The sequence below is a fragment of the Methylobacterium nonmethylotrophicum genome, assembly GCF_004745635.1.
Lineage (GTDB): Bacteria > Pseudomonadota > Alphaproteobacteria > Rhizobiales > Beijerinckiaceae > Methylobacterium > Methylobacterium nonmethylotrophicum.
Map to the genome: position 1 here is coordinate 264,645 of NZ_SRLB01000002.1, position 19,873 is coordinate 284,517.

A 19,873-nucleotide genomic window follows, 5' to 3' on the forward strand; every position below is an offset into this window, starting at 1 on the left:
CATGCCGAGCAGAAATGAAATTTCTACATCTCGGCAACAAAACGTGTCGCCGTAACAACATCCGGCTGGAAGTATAAATGTGACGAGATTATGAACATGCGGACAGCGTGACCATTTCCTAAGCGTGCGCCACGGGCGGATGAGCCGGATGGCTGGCCGCTTCAAGGGACCACGCCATGCTCCTTCGACACAGCGTCTCGATCATCGCGCTCGCCGCCGCGTCGCTCTCGGCGGAGGGCGCCGGCGCCCAGACCGCCAACATCGCGCCGACCAGCGCCAACGTGCTGAACCTGCTCAGCCCGTTCCTGAGCCTGAACGCCACGCCGACCGGCCGGGCGGCCTTGCAGTCGAACCTCGACCAGGCGGTATTCTACAACAACACCGCGACCCTGCGGCAGCAGCAGCTCGCGATCAGCGACAAGAACCTGCTCGGCTCGGCCACCAACACCCTGTCGTCGGTGGGTCTCGGCACCTACGGCGCCGGCGCCAACCTGGCGGGCGGCCTGACGGCGCAGACCGTGATCAACGGTGTCACGCCGCAGCAGCCGGTCGGCGGCCTCGGCCCGGTGCTCGGCCCGATCTACGTCGCGGGCAGCGCCGCGGGCACCAGCGGCCCACTCGGCAACGTGGTGAACCTGCTCGCGCGGGCCTACACCTTCACCGGCAACGACCTCGGCGTCGCCAAGAACTACTTCGCCAACGGGGCTGCCACCAACCCGAGCACGACGCCCGCGGGCTACGTGCCGATCCCGGCGGTGGCGCCCGCCGGCACCAGCGTGCCGACCTTCAACGGCCTGCCCAACACCCGCGACAGCGTCTACGACCTCGCCTACGGCGTCACCAACACGCAGCCCGGGCAGAACGTCTACGGCTCGTCGCGCCCGCTTCAGGTCGCGCAGAGCCGCTACACCATCTTCGACCCGACGGCGCTGAACGGCATCGCCACCAACCCGTCCTTCCCGAGCGGCCACGCCACCTACGGCTTCACCGACGGCACGCTGCTCGCGATGACGACACCGCAGGCCTACCAGAGCATGGTGCTGCGGGCCTCCGAGTACGGCGAGAGCCGCATCGTGCTCGGCGTGCACTACCCGCTCGACATCATCGGCGGCCGGGCCCTGTCCTACTACGAACTGGCGCAGGCCTTCACCAACCCGCTCTACATCAACAACGCGACCACCACCGGCACCGCCATCGACCTGCCGAGCCTGTACAACCAGGCTTACGGCCAGATGCAGAGCTATCTCTCGGCCCAGTGCGGCGCCTCGGTCGCGGCATGCGCGGCGAGCGCGGCCAACACCGCCAACAACCCCTACGTCCCGTCGGCGGCCAGCCAGACTCTGTACCAGCAGCGCCAGACCTTCGGCCTGCCGACGCTCACCTTCGCGCAGGCCCCGCGCGAGGCTGCGCCCGCGGGCGGGCCCGACGCCTCGATCCTGCTCGCCCCGCTCTACGGCGGCAGCACGAGCGCGGCCCAGACGATCGCCCCGAACGGGGGCCTCTACGGCACCCTGCAGACCGGCACGATCAACCAGATCGTCGTCAACACCGAGTCGAACGCGATCGCGGCGCTCTATGGGACCCCGCTGAGCTACTGGAGCCGCGTCGACCTCTACGCGGCGGCCGGCTACTTCGGCAACGTCATCGGCGCCCTGCAGATGGCCTCGTCCGACCGCCTGACCACCGACGTGACGGTCGGCAACACCGGCGCGCTCTACGCCAACGGCACCATCACCGGCCGGGTCACGGTCGGCTCCGGCGGCCTCCTCGGCGGCACCGGCACGGTCGGCGGGGTGGTGGCGCAATCGGGCGGCACCGTTGCCCCCGGCAACTCCATCGGCACCCTCACGGTCGCCGGCAACGCCTCCTTCGCGGCGGGCTCGACCTTCCAGGTCGAGACCAACGCCGCCGGCCAATCCGACCGCCTCGCCGCCACCGGCTCCGCCACCCTCCAGGGCGGCACGGTCCAGGTGCTGGCGCAAAACGGCGCCTACACCCCGCGCACCCAGTACGCCATCCTGTCGGCCAATGCCGGCGTCACCGGCACCTTCGCGGGCGTCTCCTCCAACCTCGCCTTCCTGACCCCGACCTTGCGCTACCAGCCGACCGAGGTCGACCTCACGCTGACCCGCAACGACATCCCGTTCGCCACCATCGCCCGGACCCGCAACCAGGCGGCGGTCGCCACCGCGATCCAGGGCGCCGGCGCGGGGGCCGGAATCTACGACCGCACGGTCGGCCTCACCACGCCGGAGGCGATCACCGCCTTCCAGGCGCTCACCGGCGACATCCACGCCAGCTCGGTCTCCGCCGCCTACGAGACCGCCTTCTTCGTGCGCGAGGCGATCCTCGACCGCCTGCGCTGGTCCGGCGACGGCACCCGCGACTACGGCCGCCCGCCCGCCACCTTCACGGCCGACCTGCCCGGCCGGGCCGCCCCCGTGGCGCCGGTGCCGGTGCGGGTGCTCGACCCGCGGGTGTTCGGCCTCTGGGGCCAGGGCTTCGGCAGCTTCGGCCAGGCGAGGGGCGATGGCGGAGCCATCGCGCACGGCAACGCCGTCACCCTCAACCGCGACACCGCCGGCTTCGTGCTCGGCGCCGACCTGCGGCTGGAGAACGGCATCAGGCTCGGCGTCGCCGGCGGCTACACCACCACCAACCTCGACACGCCCAGCCGGACGGCGAGCGGCACGATCGAGAGCGGGTTCGGGGGCGTCTATGGCGGCTACGAGGCCGGCCCGTTCGCGCTGCGGCTCGGCGCCGTTTACGCCGACAACAGCCTCCGGTTGCGCCGCAGCGTGGTGTTCCCGGGCCTGTCGGAGACGGAGGCGTCGCGCTACGGCGGCGCGACGGTGCAGGGCTTCGGCGAGATCGGCTACCGGTTCGTGTTCGGCTCCACGCCCGGGATCGTGAGCAAGGACCCGCTGGCGCCGGTCGTGCCGGCGTCGGTGTCGTACATCGAGCCGTTCGTCGGCGGCGCTTACGTCGGCATCGACCGCGACCGGTTCGCGGAGACGGGAGGCGTCGCGGCGCTCTCGGGCGCGTCGTGGTTCTCGGAGATCCCGACCCTGACCGTGGGCGTGCGCGGACAGACGGAGGTGGATCTCGGCTTCGGGGCGCCGGTGTCGCTGCACGGCCTCGTCGGCTACCGACGCGCCTTCGGGGACGTGATCCCGACCGCGCTCCTGGCCTACGGCAGCGGCCCGAGCTTCGTGACGGCGGGCATCCCGATCACCCGGGACGCGCTGATCGCCTCGGCGGGCGTGGACCTGCGGGTCTCGGCGGCGGCGACGCTCGGCGTGTCGTATACCGGCCAGGTCGGGTCGCGGGCCGAGGACCACGCCGTGAAGGGGACCTTCACCTACCGGTTCTGAGCCGGCGCGCACCGACGACCAAGCATCATTCGCCGGAGTCACGCCGACGCGCAGCGATCTTCGATCGCCGGTCACCCCAGGATGAGGGTGTGGGTTGGGGATGCGTCGCCGCAGACAGATCGGCAGTGGCGTGGACTGTGATGCACCTCCGCTTGGGGGGCGCGGCGGGAGCCGCGCCCCTCGTCTTTCCGGGAGACGCGTCCCTACGTCGCTCGCGGCATCGCCCCGTGCACCATGGCGAGCACGCCGGCGCGCAGGAGGTCGTACTTGGTCGGCAGGCCGGGGCCGGTCGGCAGGCGGCCGGCGGCGGCGAGCGTCGCGATGCCGTGGGAGAGGGCCCAGACCTCGAGGGCGACGAAGCGCGGGTCGACGCCGGCGGCAAAGCCGTCCGGGAAGGTCGCGCGCAGGGCCTCGACCAGGAGCCCGAAGGCGTCGCGGTCGCGCTGGCCCCGCACCGGCGCACCGTCGGGCCCGCAATCGTCCGGCCCGACCGGCCGGGCCTCGAAGATCGCCGCGTAGTAGCCCGGCTCCTCCTCGGCGAAGGTCAGGTAGGCCTCGCCCATGCGGGTGAAGCGCTCGAGCGGCGTGCCGGGCCCCCGCAGCGCCCGGGCGAGGCGGGCGGCGAGCTCGGTGAAGCCGCGCTCGGCCACCTCCTCCAGGAGGGCCTCGCGGCCGCGGAAATGGCGGTAGAGCGCGGCCGGCGAGACGCCGACGAGGCGCGCCGCGTCGACCAGGGTGAAGCCGCCGATCCCGCGCTCCGCGATGAAGCGGCGCGCGGCCTCGATCAGGGCCTCCTTGAGGTTGCCGTGATGGTAGCCGCGCCGGTCGGACGGGCCGCTGCGCCAGGGTCGCACCGTGTCGTTACTCTTTCGCGGGGCTTCAGGCCGGCCGCCCCGCAGCCCATAGAGCATTTTCCCGAAGCGGCGGAGACTTTTCAGCCGTTGCGCCGCTCCAGGCGGAAGCGCGGCACGTGGTCCGGCCGCACCGTGGTGGTGGCGACCGGCAGGACCGGCCGGTCGCCGTCGAGGGAGAGCCGAACGTCGCGCATCAGGCGCGCCAGCACCAGGGTCGCCTCGGAGAGCGCGAGCTGCGCGCCGATGCAGATCCGCGGGCCGGCGCCGAACGGCAGGTAGACGAAGCGGTCCGGCTCCGGCCCGTCGAGGAAACGGCCCGGGCGAAACGCCTCCGGCCGGTCCCACCAGCGCGGGTTGCGGTGGAGCACCCAGGTGGGGATCATCACGATGCTGCCGGCCGGGATCTCGGCCCCCTCGACGATGCTCGTCCGCGCGGCGCGCCGCGCGATGACGTAGACCGGCGGGTAGAGCCGCAACGTCTCCTGCGCCACGGCCTTCGCGAGGCGCAAGTTCGGCAGGGACGCGGCGGCGCCCGCTTCCGACAGGTCGAGCCCGGCCGCTTCCGCGCCCAGCGCGTCCTGGAGCGCGGGCTCCCGCGCCAGCAGCGTGCAGGCCCAGAACAGGGTCGAGGCGGTGGTCTCGTGGCCGGCGACGATCAGGGTGCCGACCTCGTCGGCCAAGAGCCCGCCCGGCGCGTCGCCATGGGCCTCGACCAGGAGGTCGAACAGGTCGCGCGGGGCGCCCGTGGCGCCCTGCCCGCGTCGCGCCTCCAGCACAGCCCGCACGATCGCGAGCCAGCGGCGGCGAAACAGCGCCCGGCGCGGGCTCGACGGGGTCGGCCAGCCCGGCGGCAGGAGGAAGTCGGCCACGGTCGGCCGGCCCAACCGGTCGAGGTAGCCGGAGACGAGCGCCCGGATCTCGGCGCCGAGCGCCCCGGTCTCGAGGGAGAACATCGAGGTGGTGGCGATGTCGAGGGCGACGCGCTGCATCTCGGAGCGGAGATCCACCGGCACACCGGGATCCGCCGAGAGCCGGCGGCAGGATTCCTCCGCGATGCGGGCGACGAAGCGCAGCATCAGCGGCAGGGTTCGGGGCGTGAAGGCGGGGGCGAGCACTTTTCGCTGGTGGCGCCAGGCCTCGCCGTCGGCCAGGACCAGGCCGCGCCCGGCGATGGGCCCGATCACCCTTCGGCCGGCGGGCAGGCGCACGAAGTCGTCGGTGGCCGAGAGCAGGACGTGGCGGGCGCCGGCGGGTGTCGACAACAGCACCATCCGGCCGCCGCCGGGGAGCGGGATCGTGACCGCCGGCTCGTCGAGGCAGGCGCGGGGGAACGCCTCGAGGGTGTTGCGCCGGAAGGCGCCGAGGAGGCGCAGCCAGCCGACCCGCTCGGCGAGGGCCGGCACCGGCGGCGCGTGAGCGTCGGGGGTCAGCGTGCCGGAAGCCATCATCGAGAAGCGGATCCTTCGGTGGCGCTTCAGCGGAGCGGCATGGCGCAACTCTGCCTAGCTTCTTGTTTTGGCATCGTTTTCACCGCCGAACCGGTGACCGCTTCGGCAGCGGTCGTTCGCGACCGGCGGAATGATGCGCAAGACCGAGCTTTACGCGAGCGGCCCGCCGCCGGCCACCGCCAAGCCGAGATGGCGTTCGATCATCCGGCCGATCGCCGGAAAGCCGAGCCGGCCGAGGGGAAAGGGGGCGATCTCCGGCCCGAAGGCGAGCACCGGCACCTGCTCACGGGTGTGATCGGTGCCGGTCCAGGTCGGGTCGTTGCCGTGGTCGGCGGTGACGAGGCAGAGGTCGCCGGGGCGCAAGGCGGCGCGGATCTCCGGCACGCGGGCGTCGAAGCGCTCCAGCGCCGCGGCGTAGCCCGGCACGTCGCGGCGATGGCCGTACTCGGTGTCGAACTCGACGAGGTTGGCGAAGACGAACCCGCCCTCGGGGAGATCGGCCAGGGCCGCCAGGGACGCGGTGAGGCAGGCGTCGTTGCCGCCGGGCTTGACCTCGCGGCCGGTCGCCCGATGGGCGAAGATGTCGCCGATCTTGCCGACGCTCACCACGGGCCGGCCGGCCGCGGCCAGGCGGTCGAGGAGCGTGTCGCCGGGCGGCGGCACGGCGTAGTCGCGCCGGTTCGCGGTGCGGGTGAAGCCGGTACTCGCGTCGCCGGTGAACGGCCGGGCGATGACCCGGCCGATGCGGTACGGGTCGCAGAGCCGGCGGGCGATGGCACACACGGCGTAGAGCCGGTCGAGGCCGAACGCCTCCTCGTGGGCGGCGATCTGGAACACGCTGTCAACGGAGGTGTAGCCGATCGGTCGTCCGGTGCGGAGGTGCTCGTCGCCCAGCTCCTCGATGATCGCGGTGCCGGAGGCGTGGCAATCGCCGAGGAGGCCCGGCAGCCCGGCCTCCGCGATCAGGGCCCGGGTCAGTTCCGGCGGAAAGGCCGGCCGGGTCGCCGGGAAGTGGCCCCAGGCAAAGTCCACCGGCACGCCGGCGATCTCCCAGTGACCCGAGACCGTGTCCTTGCCGCGCGCGCACTCGACCGCGTTCCCGAAGGCGCCCTCGACGGGCCCCGGCGGCGCGAGGCCGGGCGGCAGCCGGCCGCTCGCCCCTTCCGCGGCCAGCCCGAGGCCGAGCGCGGCGAGATGGGGCAGGCGCAAGGGGCCGTGACGCAGCCCCGCCCGGTCGCCGCGGCCTTCGGCGCAGGCCTCGGCGATGTGGCCGAGCGTATCGGCGCCGGCATCGCCGAAATCGCCGGCATCCGGCGCGCCGCCGATGCCGACCGAATCGAGCACGATGAGGAGCGCCCGGCTCATTCGCTCACCGCCCCGGCGGGCGCCGCCGCGAGGTCGAAAGCGGCGGCGAACAGGGCCCGGGTATAGGCGGTGCGCGGTGAGGAAAAAATCTCCTCGGCCGCGCCCTCCTCCACCACCTGGCCGCCCTGCATCACCATCACGCGGTTGGCGAGCGCGCGCACCACCTTGAGGTCGTGGCTGATGAACAGGTAGCCGAGGCCGCGCCGGCGCTGGAGTTCGCGCAGCAGCTCGACGATCTGGGCCTGCACCGACATGTCGAGGGCCGAGGTCGGCTCGTCGAGGACGACGAAGCGCGGATCGAGGGCCATGGCGCGGGCAATGGCGATGCGCTGGCGCTGGCCGCCGGAGAATTCGTGCGGGTAGCGGTCCATGGCGGCGGGATCGAGCCCGACATCGTCGAGGGCCCGGGCGACGATGTCCCGGCGCTCGGCGTCGCTGCGTCCCTTGTCCTGGACCGCGAGCCCCTCGGCGACGATCTCGGCCACCGACATGCGGGGCGACAGCGAGCCGTAAGGGTCCTGGAAGACCACCTGCATCTCGCGCCGCAGGGGGCGCATGGCGCCGGCCGACAGCCCGTCGATGCGCCGGCCGAGATAGACGACCGGCCCTTCGGACGCGGTGAGGCGCAGGATGGCCAGGCCCAGCGTCGTCTTGCCGGAGCCCGATTCGCCCACCACCCCGACGGTCTCGCCCTCGCGCACGCGCACGCTCACGCCGTCCACCGCCTTGACGTGGCCGGTGGTGCGCCGGAGGAGCCCGGTGCGGATCGGGAAGTGGACGCGGATCGGCCCGGCCTCGACCAGGATCGGAGCGCCGTCCGGGACCGGGTTGCCGCGGCCCTTCGGCTCGGCGGCGAGGAGGCGGCGGGTATAGTCGTGGCGGGGGTTCGAGAAGACCTCGGCGACCGGGCCGGCCTCGACGATGCGGCCCTGGAGCATCACGCAGACCCGGTCGGCGACGCGGCGCACGATGCCGAGGTCGTGGGTGATGAACAGCATCGCCATGCCGAGCCGCGCCTTCAGGTCGGCGAGCAGCGCCAGGATCTGGGCCTGCACGGTGACGTCCAGCGCCGTCGTCGGCTCGTCGGCGACCAGGAGGTCGGGCTCGCAGGCGAGCGCCATCGCGATCATCACCCGCTGGCGCTGCCCGCCGGACAGCTCGTGCGGGTAGGCGCCGAGGCGGCTTTCCGCGTCGCGGATGCCGACGAGGTTCAGGAGTTCGAGGGTGCGCGCCCGGGCCGCCTCGCCGCTCATCCCTTTGTGCAGCCGCAGCACCTCGCCGACCTGGTCGGCGATGCGGTGGAGCGGGTTCAGGGAGGTCATCGGCTCCTGGAACACCATGGTGATGTCCGCGCCGCGCACCTGCCGCATCTCGGGCTCGGACAGGGTCAGCAGGTCGCGGCCCTTGAACCGGATGCGGCCCTCCGGGCCTGCGCCGTCGAGGAGGCGCAGGATCGACAGGGCGGTCACCGACTTGCCCGAGCCCGACTCGCCGACGAGGGCCACGGTCTCGCCCGGCGCGATGGCGAAGGACACCCGGTCGACGGCGCGGGTCTCGCGCCCGCCCTGACGGAACACGACGGAGAGGTCCTGGACGGAGAGCAGCGGGTCGGTCATCGGCTCGAGGGTGCGGCGGCGGACGGCGTGGCGCCGGTGACCCGATGTAGGTCATTCCCCGGCGGCCGGGAACCGGCGCCTCGACGCAGCGGGCGGATCGGCGCGGCAGCGGGCGGGTTCCCGGATCGTCCGATCCCGCACCCAGCACCGGAGCCCGTCGGCTGTGGCCTGAACCGGTCCCGGTACACCCGAAGCGGTTCGGGCCGCTGTCCCGGCCCTCGCCTTGCCGTACGATGGGAGCGAGGAAGAAGCGAGATCGGGGCGGCAAGCCCCGCCCGCACGGACGACCGCGATGGAACTCAAGTGGATCGAGGACTTCCTGAGCCTCGCCGAGACCCGCAGCTTCTCGCGCTCGGCGGAACTGCGCGCGGTCACGCAGTCGGCCTTCAGCCGGCGCATCCGCTCCCTGGAGGTCTGGCTCGGCGCCGCGCTCCTCGACCGCAGCACCTATCCGATCACCCTGACCGCCGATGGCCGCCAGTTCCTCGAGACCGCCGAGGAGGTCGTGCGGCTCCTCACCCTGAGCCGGGCCGACTTCCGCGCCCGCAGCGACGGCGCCGGGCTGCCGGTGGTGACGATCACGGCTTTGCACTCGCTGTGCCTGTCGTTCCTGCCGCGGTGGCTCAGCCGGATCCGCGACGCGCTCGGGCCGGTGGCGAGCCGGGTGCTGCCCGACAACTTCAACATCTGCGTCCAGGCACTCGTCGAGGGCGGCTACGACCTGCTCCTGACCTACCACCATCCCGGCATCCCGATCCCGCTCGATCCCGAGCGCTACCCTTTCCGGGTCGTCGGGCATGACAGCCTGGCGGCGGTGGCCGCCCCGCGCGGCCTGGTGCCGGACGCGCGCGGCCGCCTGCCGCTGCTGCAATATTCCCGCGGCTCCTTCCTTGGCCGCCTCGCGGGCATCGCGCAGGAAGCCGACGACGCGCCGGCGACCTATCCGGTCCACACCAACGAGAACTCGATGGCCGAGGCCCTGCGCTCGATGGCCCTCGGCGGCCACGGCATCGCCTGGCTGCCGCGCAGCCTGGTGGCGCCCGAGATCCGCGCCGGGGCGCTCACGGTGCTCGGCCGCGAGATGCCGATGGAGATCCGGCTCTTCCGCAGCGCCGAGCGGCACCGGTCGTTTCTCGACGAGGTCTGGGCCGTCGCGGCGGAGGACCCGCCAAACTATTCGGATGCGGAATAGTTCCTGGCGAACATAGCATTGGCGCGGCGCGAGCCCCGGGATTATCCCGCCGCCATCCGGTGACGGCGCCACGGTTTTTCAGGAACCGGCCCGACCCCGGCCCGATCCATCCCTCTGACGCGGCCCCGCCGCCGGCCCGCCATCCGGCGTGCCGGATCGCGCCCGCGCGCCAGAAGCCTCACGCCAGGAGTCGTCCCGTGACCGCCCTATCGACCCGCATCGAGCACGACCTTCTCGGCGACCGGGAGGTGCCGGCGCATGCCTATTACGGCATCCACACCCTGCGGGCCGTCGAGAATTTTTCGATCACCGGCACGACGCTCGCCACCTGCCCCGACCTGATCCGGGCGCTCGCCGCGATCAAGCAGGCGGCGGCGCTCGCCAACCGCGAACTCGGGCTCCTCGACGGTGCGCGCTGCGACGCCATCGTGGCGGCCTGCCTGGAGATCCGGTCGGGCGCCCTGCACGGCCAGTTCGTCGTCGACCAGATCCAGGGCGGGGCCGGCACCTCGACCAACATGAACGCCAACGAGGTGATCGCCAACCGGGCGCTCGAGATCCTCGGGGCGGAGCGCGGCGATTACGGCCGGCTCCACCCCAACGAGCACGTTAACATGGGCCAGAGCACCAACGACGTCTATCCGACGGCGCTCAAGATCGCCGGGATCGGGGCGATCCGCCGCCTCGTCGACGCCATGGCGCGTCTGCGCGGGAGCTTCGAGGCCAAGGCGGAGGAGTTCCGCGACGTGCTCAAGATGGGCCGCACCCAGTTGCAGGACGCCGTGCCGATGACGCTCGGCCAGGAATTCGGCACTTATGCCCGGATGCTCGCCGAGGACGAGGCGCGGCTGGGCGAGGCGGAACTCCTGATCCGCGAGATCAACCTCGGTGCGACCGCGATCGGCACCGGCATCACCGCCCACCCGCTCTATGCCGGCCTCGTGCGCGAGCGGCTCTCGGCCATCACCGGGATCCCGCTCATCACGGCGGAGGACCTCGTCGAGGCGACGCAGGATTGCGGCGCCTTCGTGCAGGTCTCCGGCGTGCTCAAGCGCGTCGCCGTCAAGCTCTCGAAGACCTGCAACGACCTGCGGCTGCTCTCCAGCGGCCCGCGGGCGGGCTTCTGCGAGATCAACCTGCCGGCGCGCCAGGCCGGCTCGTCGATCATGCCCGGCAAGGTCAACCCGGTGATCCCGGAGGTCGTCAACCAGGTCGCCTTCGAGGTGATCGGCAACGACGTCACGATCAGCTTCGCGGCGGAAGGAGGCCAGCTCCAGCTCAACGCCTTCGAGCCGGTGATCGCCTACAGCCTGTTTCGCAGCCTCGCCCACCTGGAGGCGGCCTGCCGCACCCTCGACCTCCACTGCGTGCGCGGCATCACGGCGAACCGCGAGCGCCTGCGCGCCAGCGTCGAGAACTCGATCGGCATCGTGACGGCCCTCAACCCCTATATCGGCTACCGCAACGCCACCGCTGTCGCGATGGAGGCGCACGCCACGGGTCGGGGCGTCTACGACCTCGTGCTCGAGAAGCGGCTGATGGCCCGCGACCAGCTCGATCAGGTGCTGCAACCCGACCGTCTGACGCGCCCGCAGGCCCTGACGGTGGCCTGAAGGCCCGTCGCCGAGTCTCGCACGGAAACGCCGACAATCGCGGAAGAACCCGGGCGCCGTCGTGTCCGGGACCTTCCGCTCATCCATTCATCCCAGGGAGGAACACGGAACATGGCACAGGTTGAACCGACCGGACGCTCGGGCCGGCTGACGCTCTATACCGGGATCGGGCTGGCCCTCGGCGTCGTCGTCGGCGCCGGGCTGCACGGCATGGCGGCCGGTCCCGCCGAGGCGAAGGAGATCGCCGGATACTTCACCATCGGCACCGACATCTTCCTGCGGCTGATCAAGATGATCATCGCGCCGCTCGTCTTCGCCACCATCGTGTCGGGCATCGCGAGCTTCGGCGACACCAAGGCGGTCGGCCGCGTCGCCGGCCTCGCCATGGGCTGGTTCCTCACAGCCTCGATCGTCTCGCTGTCGCTCGGCTTCCTCGTCGCCAACCTCTTCCAGCCCGGCGCCGGCCTCGGGCTGCCGCTGCCGGACGCCTCGGCACAGACCGGCCTCAAGGCCGCCTCGCTCAACCTGCGCGAGTTCATCACCCACGTCTTCCCGACCAGCATCGTGTCCGCGATGGCGACGAACGAGGTGCTGCAGATCCTGGTCTTCTCGGTGTTCTTCGGCTTCGGCCTCAGCGCGATCGACCGGCGTTACGCCGACCCGATGGTCCACCTGCTGAACGGGCTCGCGCAGGTGATGTTCAAGGTCACCGACGCGGTGATGCAGGTCGCGCCGCTGGCGGTCTTCGCCGCCATGGCCTCGGTCGTCACCATCCAGGGCCTCGGCGTGCTCATCGATTACGGCAAGTTCATCGCCGTGTTCTATCTCGGGCTGGCGGTCCTGTGGGCGCTCCTCATCGGCGCGGGCTGGCTGGTGCTCGGCAACGGCACCCTGCGGCTGCTGCGCCTCCTGCGCACACCGATGATCGTCGCCTTCTCGACCGCCAGCAGCGAGGCCGCCTTCCCGCGCACCGTCGAGGTGCTGGAGCGGTTCGGCGTGCGGCCCCGCGTCACCGGCTTCGTGCTGCCGCTCGGCTACTCGTTCAACCTCGACGGCTCGATGATGTACCAGGCGCTCGCCTCGCTGTTCATCGCCCAGGCCTTCGGCATCGAACTCGGCCTCACCGAGCAGCTGACCATGCTCCTCGTCATGATGGTGACGAGCAAGGGCATCGCCGGCGTGCCGCGCGCCTCGCTGGTGGTGGTGGCTGCCACCGTGCCGATGTTCGGCCTGCCCGCCGCCGGCATCCTGCTGATCATGGGCGTCGACCAGATCCTCGACATGGGCCGCACCGTCACCAACGTGCTGGGCAACGGCCTGGCCACCGCGGCGGTCGCCCGCTGGCAGGGCGAGATGGACGCGGTGCCGGACGAGGCGTTGGCGGAGGCGCCGGCCGGACGCGTCGTCCCGGCGGACAAGGCGGCGGCGTGAGAGTGAGCATCGGCGGTCGCGCGGCGCGGCCGGGTGCGAACAGCGCGACCCTCTCGACGAAGAGGCGCGGGATCCCCTCTCCCCTGCGGGCTGCCGCATTCCCACGACGGGGCTGCCTGATCTCGTCCCGTCATCGGAACGCGCCTTCCCTCCCTGAGGTGGAGGGGAAACCGCAGACCGGGACCCGGCGGATCGGGACGACCGGCACCCCGGTCGGCGGTCTTTTCCGCGAGATCTCCGCCGGAACGGCCCTGACGGCCGTCCTAACGGACGGCGAAGGGCGACTGGAACGGCCGCCCGAACACCACCCCGGTGTTCACCGTGTGCACCGGCTTGAGATAGGCGCTCCCGCTGCGGGTGTTGTTGCGGGTGTCGACGAAGCCGACCGGCCCTTCCACCCATTCCATGACCGACACGTCGCCCGGCGCCCCGACCTGGAGCGTGCCGAGCTTGGCGCCGCGGTCGATCACCCGGGCCGGGGCGGCGGTCGTCATCGCCACGACCTGCTCGAGGGTGAAGCCGAGGGGCAGGAACTTGCTCATCACCCAGGGCAGGAACGGCATGCCGGGCGTGTTGCCGGAGAAGACGTGCAGGTCGGAGGAGATCGTGTCCGGCGGGGCGCCCTGGGCGATCGCCGCCTCCGCCACGGTGAAATCGAACGAGCCGCCGCCATGGCCGATGTCGAACACGACGCCGCGCCGCTTGGCCTCGAGGGCGGCCGGCAGCAGCTTGCCGCCCTGGACGATGTTCGTGAACTGGCCGCCGATATTCGGCGCTCCGGAATAGCAGTGGGTGAGGATGTCGCCGGGCCGCAGCAGGTCGAGGATCCGGCTCATCAGTTCGGCCGTCTCGACGCCTCCGATATGCGCCATGATCTTGGCCGGCCGCCCGGACATCTCGCAGGCCTGGATCGCGCGCTTGAGCGGTTCGACGCCGTGCTTGAAGATCACGTTCTCGGACATGCGGACCTTCACGCCGAGCGCGAAGTCCGGGTTCTCGGCGAGCGCCAGCGCGCAGGCCTCCACCTGGGCGTGGTCGATGTTGTAGAGTTCCGCGACCGGGAAGGCCGACAGGCCGTTATTGGCGATGTGCACGAAGGCGAACATGCGCGTGCGGGTCTGGGCGGCGATGTGCCGGCGCAGGGCCGCGAGGTTGTTGGCCCCCGCATCCCCGGCCGAGACCACGGTGGTCACCCCGGAGAACGGCACCGTCTCGTCGGCCGGGATGCCGATGGCCGACCCGTAGGGATAGGTGTGGGCGTGAAGATCGACGAGGCCGGGCAGGACGAGCTTGCCCGAGGCGTCGAGCACGCGCTGCGCGCGCGTGGCCGGGATCTCGGGGTCGAGCGCCTCGATCACGCCGAAGCGGATGCCGACGTCGCGCCTGGCGCGCAGCGACTGGCTCGGGTCGAGGACCTCGCCCCCCTTGATCACGAGGTCGAACTTGTCGTTCGGGCCCATCGCGGCCCGCGCGACACCGGTCGCGGTCAGGATTCCTGTCGCGGACAGGCCGCCGAGCCACGCGCGACGCGTCAGATCGCCCATTCGTCTCCCCCCTCGCGGAATGCTCTCCGGCATTCACATCGGATGGCGGGCGTCTGCCGGTGACCGGACAAGACGGCCGGCCGTCGGCAACGCCCAAGTTTGTTAGCACATGGCGAGGCGTGTCGGTCGTCAAGGCACCCGGCGAGGATGAGCACGGCGATTGATCGGCGGGATCGGGCTTCCGGCCTGCGACATGGAGACCCAGGCCCCGGCGCCGGCCTATGCCGGCTTCGCCCTCGCCGCGCCGGCGGCCCACGCTGGCGGCGCGGGTGTGGTGCCTGCCGCACATGTCTCGCCCGCGCCGGGCCGGGGGGATGCCGTCAGGTCCTGCTCTCCGAGAGGGCCTTTCGCGCCGCATCGTCCGTCATCGGCGCAGCCACGTGGCCCCCTCAGAACAGGCCCCGCCACCTGCTCTCGTCCATCAGGGGTGGGACGACTTGAAGTTGTGCGCACGACACCGGCCTGATACCTTGAGGCATCCGCTCCGGAGGGCCCGGCCCGTGCGCACGCTCGTCGCCCTGATGACCCTCCTCGCCATCAGCCCGGGAGTTCTCGCCGCCGGCACGGACGACCGGGACGCGGCCCGCGCGGTGATCCTGCGCCAGCAGGACGCGTTCCGGCACGACGACGCGGCCGCCGCCTATGCCGAGGCGGCACCCGCCATCCGGTCGATCTTCGGCAGCCCCGAGACCTTCATCGGCATGGTCCGCCAGGGCTACGCCCCGGTCTACCGCAACCGCCGCTTCGAGTTCGGGGCCGACGAGGAGCTGCCGGACGGCAGCCTGGCGCAGGGGGTGCGCATCCAGGACCAGGACGGCACCGACTGGGAGGCGCTCTATACCCTGGAGCGCGGGGCGGACGGCGCGTGGCAGATCACCGGCTGCCGCCTGCGAAAGGCCCCGGGCGTGGGCGCCTGACCTGACCCGCGCCGGGATCGGCTGACGGGGCTCGCGGTTTCGTGTAGGGCCTGCGGCAGCCTCAGGACAGATCACCGTGCTCCATGTTTCGACCCGCGGCGCCGCCGCGCCGCTGACCTTCACCGACGCGCTGCTCGCCGGCCTCGCCCGCGACGGCGGCCTCTACATCCCGCAGGACTGGCCTCAGATCCCGTTCGAGACCATCGCGGGCCTCGCCGGCCGGCCCTACGCGCACGCCGCCAAGACCGTGCTCGCGCCCCTCGTCGACGGCGAGATCGACGAAGCCGACTTCGACCGGATGATCGACGAGGCCTACGCCACCTTCCGGCACCCGGCGGTCTGCCCGCTGACCCAGCTCGGCGACAACCTGTTCCTGCTCGAACTGCATCACGGCCCGACGCTCGCCTTCAAGGACGTGGCGATGCAGCTCCTCGGCCGGCTGATGGACCACGCGCTCAAGGCCAGGGGCAGCCGGGCAACGATCGTCGGCGCCACCTCGGGCGATACCGGCAGCGCCGCCGTCGAGGCGTTCCGCGGCCTCGACAACGTCGACGTGTTCATCCTCTACCCCCACGGCCGGGTGTCGGAGGTGCAGCGCCGGCAGATGACCACGGTCGAGGCGCACAATATCCACGCGCTCGCGGTCGAGGGCACCTTCGACGATTGCCAGGCGATCGTGAAGGCGCTCTTTCAGCACCCGCGCTTCGCGGAAGAAGTACGGCTCTCGGGCGTCAACTCGATCAACTGGGCCCGGGTCGCCGCGCAGGCGGTCTACTACTTCACCAGCGCGGTGGTGCTCGGCAGCCCGCACCGCCCGGTCTCGTTCTCGGTGCCGACCGGCAATTTCGGCGACATCCTGGCCGGCTGGGCGGCCAAGCGCATGGGCCTGCCGGTCGGGCGGCTGATGATCGCCACCAACGCCAACGACATCCTGGCCCGCACCCTCGCCACCGGGTCCTACGAGGTCCGGGGCGTGGCGCCGACCACCTCGCCGTCGATGGACATCCAGGTCTCGTCGAACTTCGAGCGCCTGCTGTTCGAGGCCCTCGACCGCGACGCGTCCGCCGTCAACCGGCTGATGGCGGGCCTGAAGCAGTCCGGCGCCTTCACCCTCGACCCGGCGACGCTCGAGCGGATCCGGGCCGAGTTCGACGCCGCGGCGGTGCCGGAGGACGAGGTCGTGGCCGAGATCCGCGACGTCTACCGGGGCACCGGCCAGATCATCGATCCCCACAGCGCCATCGGCGTGCGCGCCGCCCGCCGGCTCGTGGCCGAGGATCCGGCGACGCCGGTGGTGGCGCTGGCGACGGCCCATGCGGCGAAGTTCCCGGACGCGGTCGAGGCCGCGACCGGCATCCGCCCGGCCCTGCCGCCGCATCTCGCCGACCTCCTGGACCGGCGCGAGCGATTCACCGTGCTGCCGAACGACGAGGCGGCGGTCGAGCGGGCGATCCGCGAGCGGGCCCGCATCCTGAGGAGCGTCGCGTGAACCAGCACTTCGCGACGCTCGGCGCCTCGCCCGACCTCAAGGTCACCCGGTTGCCCAACGGCCTGACCGTCGCCACCGAGGCGATGCCCGGCGTCGCCACCGCGACCCTCGGGGTCTGGGTCGGGGCCGGGTCGCGCAACGAGCGGCCGCAGGAGCACGGGCTCAGCCACCTGATCGAGCACATGGCGTTCAAGGGCACGGCGACCCGCTCGGCCCGCCAGATCGCCGAGGACATCGAGAATGTCGGCGGCGAGATCAACGCCGCCACCAGCGTCGAGCAGACGAGCTACACCGCCCGGGTGCTGGGCGAGGACGCCGAGGTCGCCCTCGACGTGCTCGGCGACATCCTGACCCGCTCGGCCTTCGAGGCCGGCGAGCTCGCCCGCGAGAAGGGCGTGATCCTGCAGGAATACGCCGCCGTCGAGGACACGCCCGACGACGTCGTGTACGACGCCTTCACGGAGGCCGCCTTCCCGGACCAGCCGATCGGCCGGCCGATCCTCGGGCGCCCGGAGACGATCCAGAGCTTCGATCGTGCGGCGATCGAGGCCTATCTCGCCCGGGAATACACGCCGGGCCGGATGGTGCTGGCGGCGGCCGGCGCGGTCGAGCACGAGGCGATCGTGGCGGCGGCCGAGAAGCATTTCGGCGCGATGCCGGCCGGCACTGCGCCGGAGGCGGTGCCGGGCGACTATCGCGGCGGCGAGCGGCGCATGCCGCGCAAGCTCGAACAGGCCAACCTGGTGCTGGGCCTGCCCGGCCTGTCGTTCCGGGACGATGCCTATTACGCCGCCCACCTCTTCGCCCAGGTGCTCGGCGGCGGGCTGACCTCGCGGCTCTGGCACGAGGTGCGCGAGACCCGCGGCCTCGCCTACGAGATCCACGCCTTCCACTGGCCGTTCAGCGATTGCGGCCTGTTCGGCATCGGCGCCGGCACCGCGGGCGCCGACCTGCCTGGCCTCGTCGAGGTGACGCTGGCCTGCCTGCGCGAGGCCGCCGAGACGGTGGACTCGGCCGAGCTCGCCCGGGCGAAGGCGCAGCTCAAGGTGGCGCTGCTCTCGGCGCTGGAGACGCCGGGCGGACGCATCGAGCGCACGGCGCGGCAGCTCCTGGCCTGGGGCCGGGTGATCCCCGCCGCCGAGGTGATCGCCAAGGTCGATGCCGTGACGCCGGACGACGTCCGGGCGGCAGGCCGCGCGCTGATCGCGGGGGCGCCGACGATCGCGGCGATCGGGCCGATCAGGAAACTTCAGAGCCTCGAGGCGGTGTCCAAGGCGCTCCGGGCGGCGTGAGCCTCGGCAGGCACTGCCGTTCCGTCTCCAGCCAGCGGCTGAGTCTCGGCTCGCGCAGAACCTCCCGCCTCCCCAGGGCCGTCCGGGAAAAGAAAGAACCCGCTTCTCTCCTCTCCCCGACAGATCCCGGGCCTGCCCGGGATCTGCAAGAATAGGGCGACGTCGGGCAGGCCCGACTTCGCTGCGGGGAGAGGAGGAAACCCGCGCCTTTCCTTCCCCCGGGCAGCTCTGCCTTCTGTGCGGGAGGGATGAAGCGGCGGTCTTCCGAAGCCATGCCGAAGCAGTCGGCCGACCGTCGACAATCGAACAGACACCATCCCGCGCGGCGCAAGACGTCCCGCCCGTGTGCTGCCCGCCTGATCTAGTCCGAACGGTCTAGTGTCGAGTCACGGCCAGTCTCCGTAGAACCGACCGGAAGTCGAGCGCGCCAGCGCCCGGCGTCGGGTCCTGTGCGGCCCAAGTCCCGGGGTCGAGGAGACTGGCGGCATCGCCGTCCCGCCCACGGAACGACCGCACCGGCTCGAGGGGAACAGCAGCACGACGACCGGCGAGACCGGTCGGCGGGACGGTTGGGCGAACGGGATGGGTCTCGAGGGCTGTGCGCGTGCGGCCGGCAGCGGCGTGCGCGAGGCGACGCTAGGGCGGAGCGTGTCGGTGCGCGGCGCCGGTCTGCATACCGGCCGGGTCGCCCGCGTCACCCTGGCGCCGGCGCCCGCCGGCCACGGCATCCGCTTCGCGGTGCGCTGCCCGGTCACGGAGACCAGCACCGAGGTGCCGGCCGTCGCGTCCGGCTGGGTCGCGAGCCGGATGAGCACGTCCCTCGATCTCGGCCGCGGGCGCAAGCTGCGCACCATCGAGCACCTGATGGCGAGCCTGGCGGCTTCCGGCATCGACAACGCCGCGATCGCGGTGGAGGGGACCGAGATCCCGATCCTCGACGGCTCGGCTTCGCGCTGGTGCGCGCTGATCGACGCGGCCGGGCGGGTGCCGCAGGAGCGGCCGCGTCAGGCCCTGCTCATCCGCGCCCCGTTCCAGGTCAACGGGATGCACGGCTTCCTGCGCGCCGAGCCCGGCGAGGGATTCAGCGTCGACGTCAGCACCGACCGCCTGCCGGGCTTCGGCGTGCTGCGCTGGTCGGGCCCGATCGATCCGGCCTCGTTCCGGACCGCCATCGCCCCGAGCCGCAGCTTCGGCAACGCCTCGCTGATCTGGCGCACCCTGCTCAAGACGCGCCTCGCCCGGACGCTACTGCCCGCCCCTACCATCGAGCGCCTCTGGGCCTGCTCGTTCGCCGCCCAGACGGTGTGCGCCGCCGCCGGTCCGGAACCCACGCCGGCCCGGCCGGATTGCGAGCGCGCGATCGCGCCCGAGACGCAAGGCAGGATGCAGCCCCGCGACCGCGAGCCCCTGCTGCGCGGCGCCCGTCCCGGGCGGGTGGCGATCCTGCTCGGCGGCCGCGTCCTCGGCGGCGCGCGCTTCCCGGACGAGCCGGTGCGGCACAAGATCCTCGACCTCGTCGGCGACCTGGCGCTCGCCGGCCGGCCGATCCTCGGGCGCATCGTGGCGAATTGCCCGACCCACGCCCTGACCTTCGCGTTCCTGACCGAGCTGATGCGCCACCCGGACTGCTGGGAGGTGGTACCGGTCGCCGAGGCCGAAGCCACCGGTCGCGGAACGACCGGCACCGATTGCGGAGCAATCGGCACAACTTGATTTGGCCGCAAAGCGGAGCGATCGA

At 72.1% G+C, this 19,873-nt stretch carries 13 protein-coding genes; 8 read left to right on the plus strand and 5 right to left on the minus strand.

Translation table 11 applies throughout. The features are described 5' to 3' along the window. The first annotated feature begins 176 nt into the window (after positions 1–176). Positions 177–3,374: an autotransporter family protein gene (locus EU555_RS37445; RefSeq protein ID WP_135413194.1), complete on the plus strand. Its 3,198-nt coding sequence runs from the start codon at positions 177–179 to the stop codon at positions 3,372–3,374. A gap of 203 nt (positions 3,375–3,577) precedes the next feature. Here EU555_RS37445 and EU555_RS04010 read toward each other — a convergent pair whose 3' ends face one another. From EU555_RS04010 to EU555_RS04025, 4 genes are all read right to left on the minus strand, one after another. Beyond that, positions 3,578–4,228, minus strand: a complete 651-nt coding sequence (locus EU555_RS04010; protein WP_135413196.1) for a TetR/AcrR family transcriptional regulator — start codon at positions 4,226–4,228, stop codon at positions 3,578–3,580. Between the two features lie 80 nt (positions 4,229–4,308). After that, complete coding sequence (locus EU555_RS04015) at positions 4,309–5,676, minus strand: cytochrome P450 (RefSeq protein WP_205820759.1); 1,368 nt, start codon at positions 5,674–5,676, stop codon at positions 4,309–4,311. Between the two features lie 150 nt (positions 5,677–5,826). Beyond that, complete coding sequence (locus tag EU555_RS04020; RefSeq protein ID WP_135413198.1) at positions 5,827–7,041, minus strand: phosphopentomutase; 1,215 nt, start codon at positions 7,039–7,041, stop codon at positions 5,827–5,829. Further along, positions 7,038–8,657: an ABC transporter ATP-binding protein gene (locus EU555_RS04025; protein ID WP_135413199.1), complete on the minus strand. Its 1,620-nt coding sequence runs from the start codon at positions 8,655–8,657 to the stop codon at positions 7,038–7,040. Before EU555_RS04025 ends, EU555_RS04020 begins: the two co-directional genes overlap by 4 nt. A gap of 292 nt (positions 8,658–8,949) precedes the next feature. Between EU555_RS04025 and EU555_RS04030 the strand changes: the two genes are divergently transcribed. The 3 genes from EU555_RS04030 to EU555_RS04040 all read left to right on the plus strand — a co-directional run bounded on the left by EU555_RS04030 (position 8,950) and on the right by EU555_RS04040 (position 12,893). Then, positions 8,950–9,849 carry a LysR family transcriptional regulator gene (locus EU555_RS04030; protein WP_135413201.1) on the plus strand — a complete coding sequence of 300 codons (900 nt, stop codon included), beginning with the start codon at positions 8,950–8,952 and terminating at the stop codon, positions 9,847–9,849. A gap of 197 nt (positions 9,850–10,046) precedes the next feature. Next, positions 10,047–11,462 carry an aspartate ammonia-lyase gene (gene aspA, locus EU555_RS04035; protein WP_135413203.1) on the plus strand — a complete coding sequence of 472 codons (1,416 nt, stop codon included), beginning with the start codon at positions 10,047–10,049 and terminating at the stop codon, positions 11,460–11,462. A gap of 111 nt (positions 11,463–11,573) precedes the next feature. Next, a complete protein-coding gene (locus tag EU555_RS04040; RefSeq protein ID WP_135413204.1) occupies positions 11,574–12,893 on the plus strand; it encodes a dicarboxylate/amino acid:cation symporter in 1,320 nt (439 codons plus the stop codon). Between the two features lie 263 nt (positions 12,894–13,156). On the opposite strand, the gene EU555_RS04045 is transcribed toward EU555_RS04040, so the two are convergent. After that, positions 13,157–14,437, minus strand: coding sequence for an amidohydrolase/deacetylase family metallohydrolase (locus EU555_RS04045; protein ID WP_135413206.1), 1,281 nt, complete (start codon positions 14,435–14,437; stop codon positions 13,157–13,159). Positions 14,438–14,937: 500 nt separating this feature from the next. Between EU555_RS04045 and EU555_RS04050 the strand changes: the two genes are divergently transcribed. From EU555_RS04050 to EU555_RS04065, 4 genes are all read left to right on the plus strand, one after another. Beyond that, entirely contained in the window at positions 14,938–15,354 is a 417-nt protein-coding gene (locus EU555_RS04050; protein ID WP_425375079.1) for a DUF4864 domain-containing protein, read from the plus strand. A 76-nt stretch (positions 15,355–15,430) separates the two neighbouring features. Continuing rightward, positions 15,431–16,843, plus strand: a complete 1,413-nt coding sequence (thrC, locus tag EU555_RS04055) for a threonine synthase (protein ID WP_135413208.1) — start codon at positions 15,431–15,433, stop codon at positions 16,841–16,843. Continuing rightward, positions 16,840–18,135, plus strand: a complete 1,296-nt coding sequence (locus EU555_RS04060) for a M16 family metallopeptidase (protein WP_135413209.1) — start codon at positions 16,840–16,842, stop codon at positions 18,133–18,135. The genes thrC and EU555_RS04060 overlap by 4 nt, the downstream gene beginning before the upstream one ends. A 582-nt stretch (positions 18,136–18,717) precedes the next feature. Beyond that, positions 18,718–19,848, plus strand: a complete 1,131-nt coding sequence (locus tag EU555_RS04065; RefSeq protein WP_135413211.1) for a UDP-3-O-acyl-N-acetylglucosamine deacetylase — start codon at positions 18,718–18,720, stop codon at positions 19,846–19,848. The last annotated feature ends 25 nt before the right edge of the window (positions 19,849–19,873 follow it).

What these genes read in the sequence shown, in the direction of transcription:
- EU555_RS04065 (WP_135413211.1), top strand. Translation starts at nt 18,718, where the DNA reads ATGGGTCTCGAGGGCTGTGCGCGTGCGGCCGGCAGCGGCGTGCGCGAG.
- EU555_RS04040 (WP_135413204.1), top strand. Translation starts at nt 11,574, where the DNA reads ATGGCACAGGTTGAACCGACCGGACGCTCGGGCCGGCTGACGCTCTAT.
- EU555_RS37445 (WP_135413194.1), top strand. Translation starts at nt 177, where the DNA reads ATGCTCCTTCGACACAGCGTCTCGATCATCGCGCTCGCCGCCGCGTCG.
- EU555_RS04030 (WP_135413201.1), top strand. Translation starts at nt 8,950, where the DNA reads ATGGAACTCAAGTGGATCGAGGACTTCCTGAGCCTCGCCGAGACCCGC.
- EU555_RS04015 (WP_205820759.1), bottom strand. Translation starts at nt 5,676, where the DNA reads ATGATGGCTTCCGGCACGCTGACCCCCGACGCTCACGCGCCGCCGGTG.
- EU555_RS04020 (WP_135413198.1), bottom strand. Translation starts at nt 7,041, where the DNA reads ATGAGCCGGGCGCTCCTCATCGTGCTCGATTCGGTCGGCATCGGCGGC.
- EU555_RS04025 (WP_135413199.1), bottom strand. Translation starts at nt 8,657, where the DNA reads ATGACCGACCCGCTGCTCTCCGTCCAGGACCTCTCCGTCGTGTTCCGT.
- EU555_RS04045 (WP_135413206.1), bottom strand. Translation starts at nt 14,437, where the DNA reads ATGGGCGATCTGACGCGTCGCGCGTGGCTCGGCGGCCTGTCCGCGACA.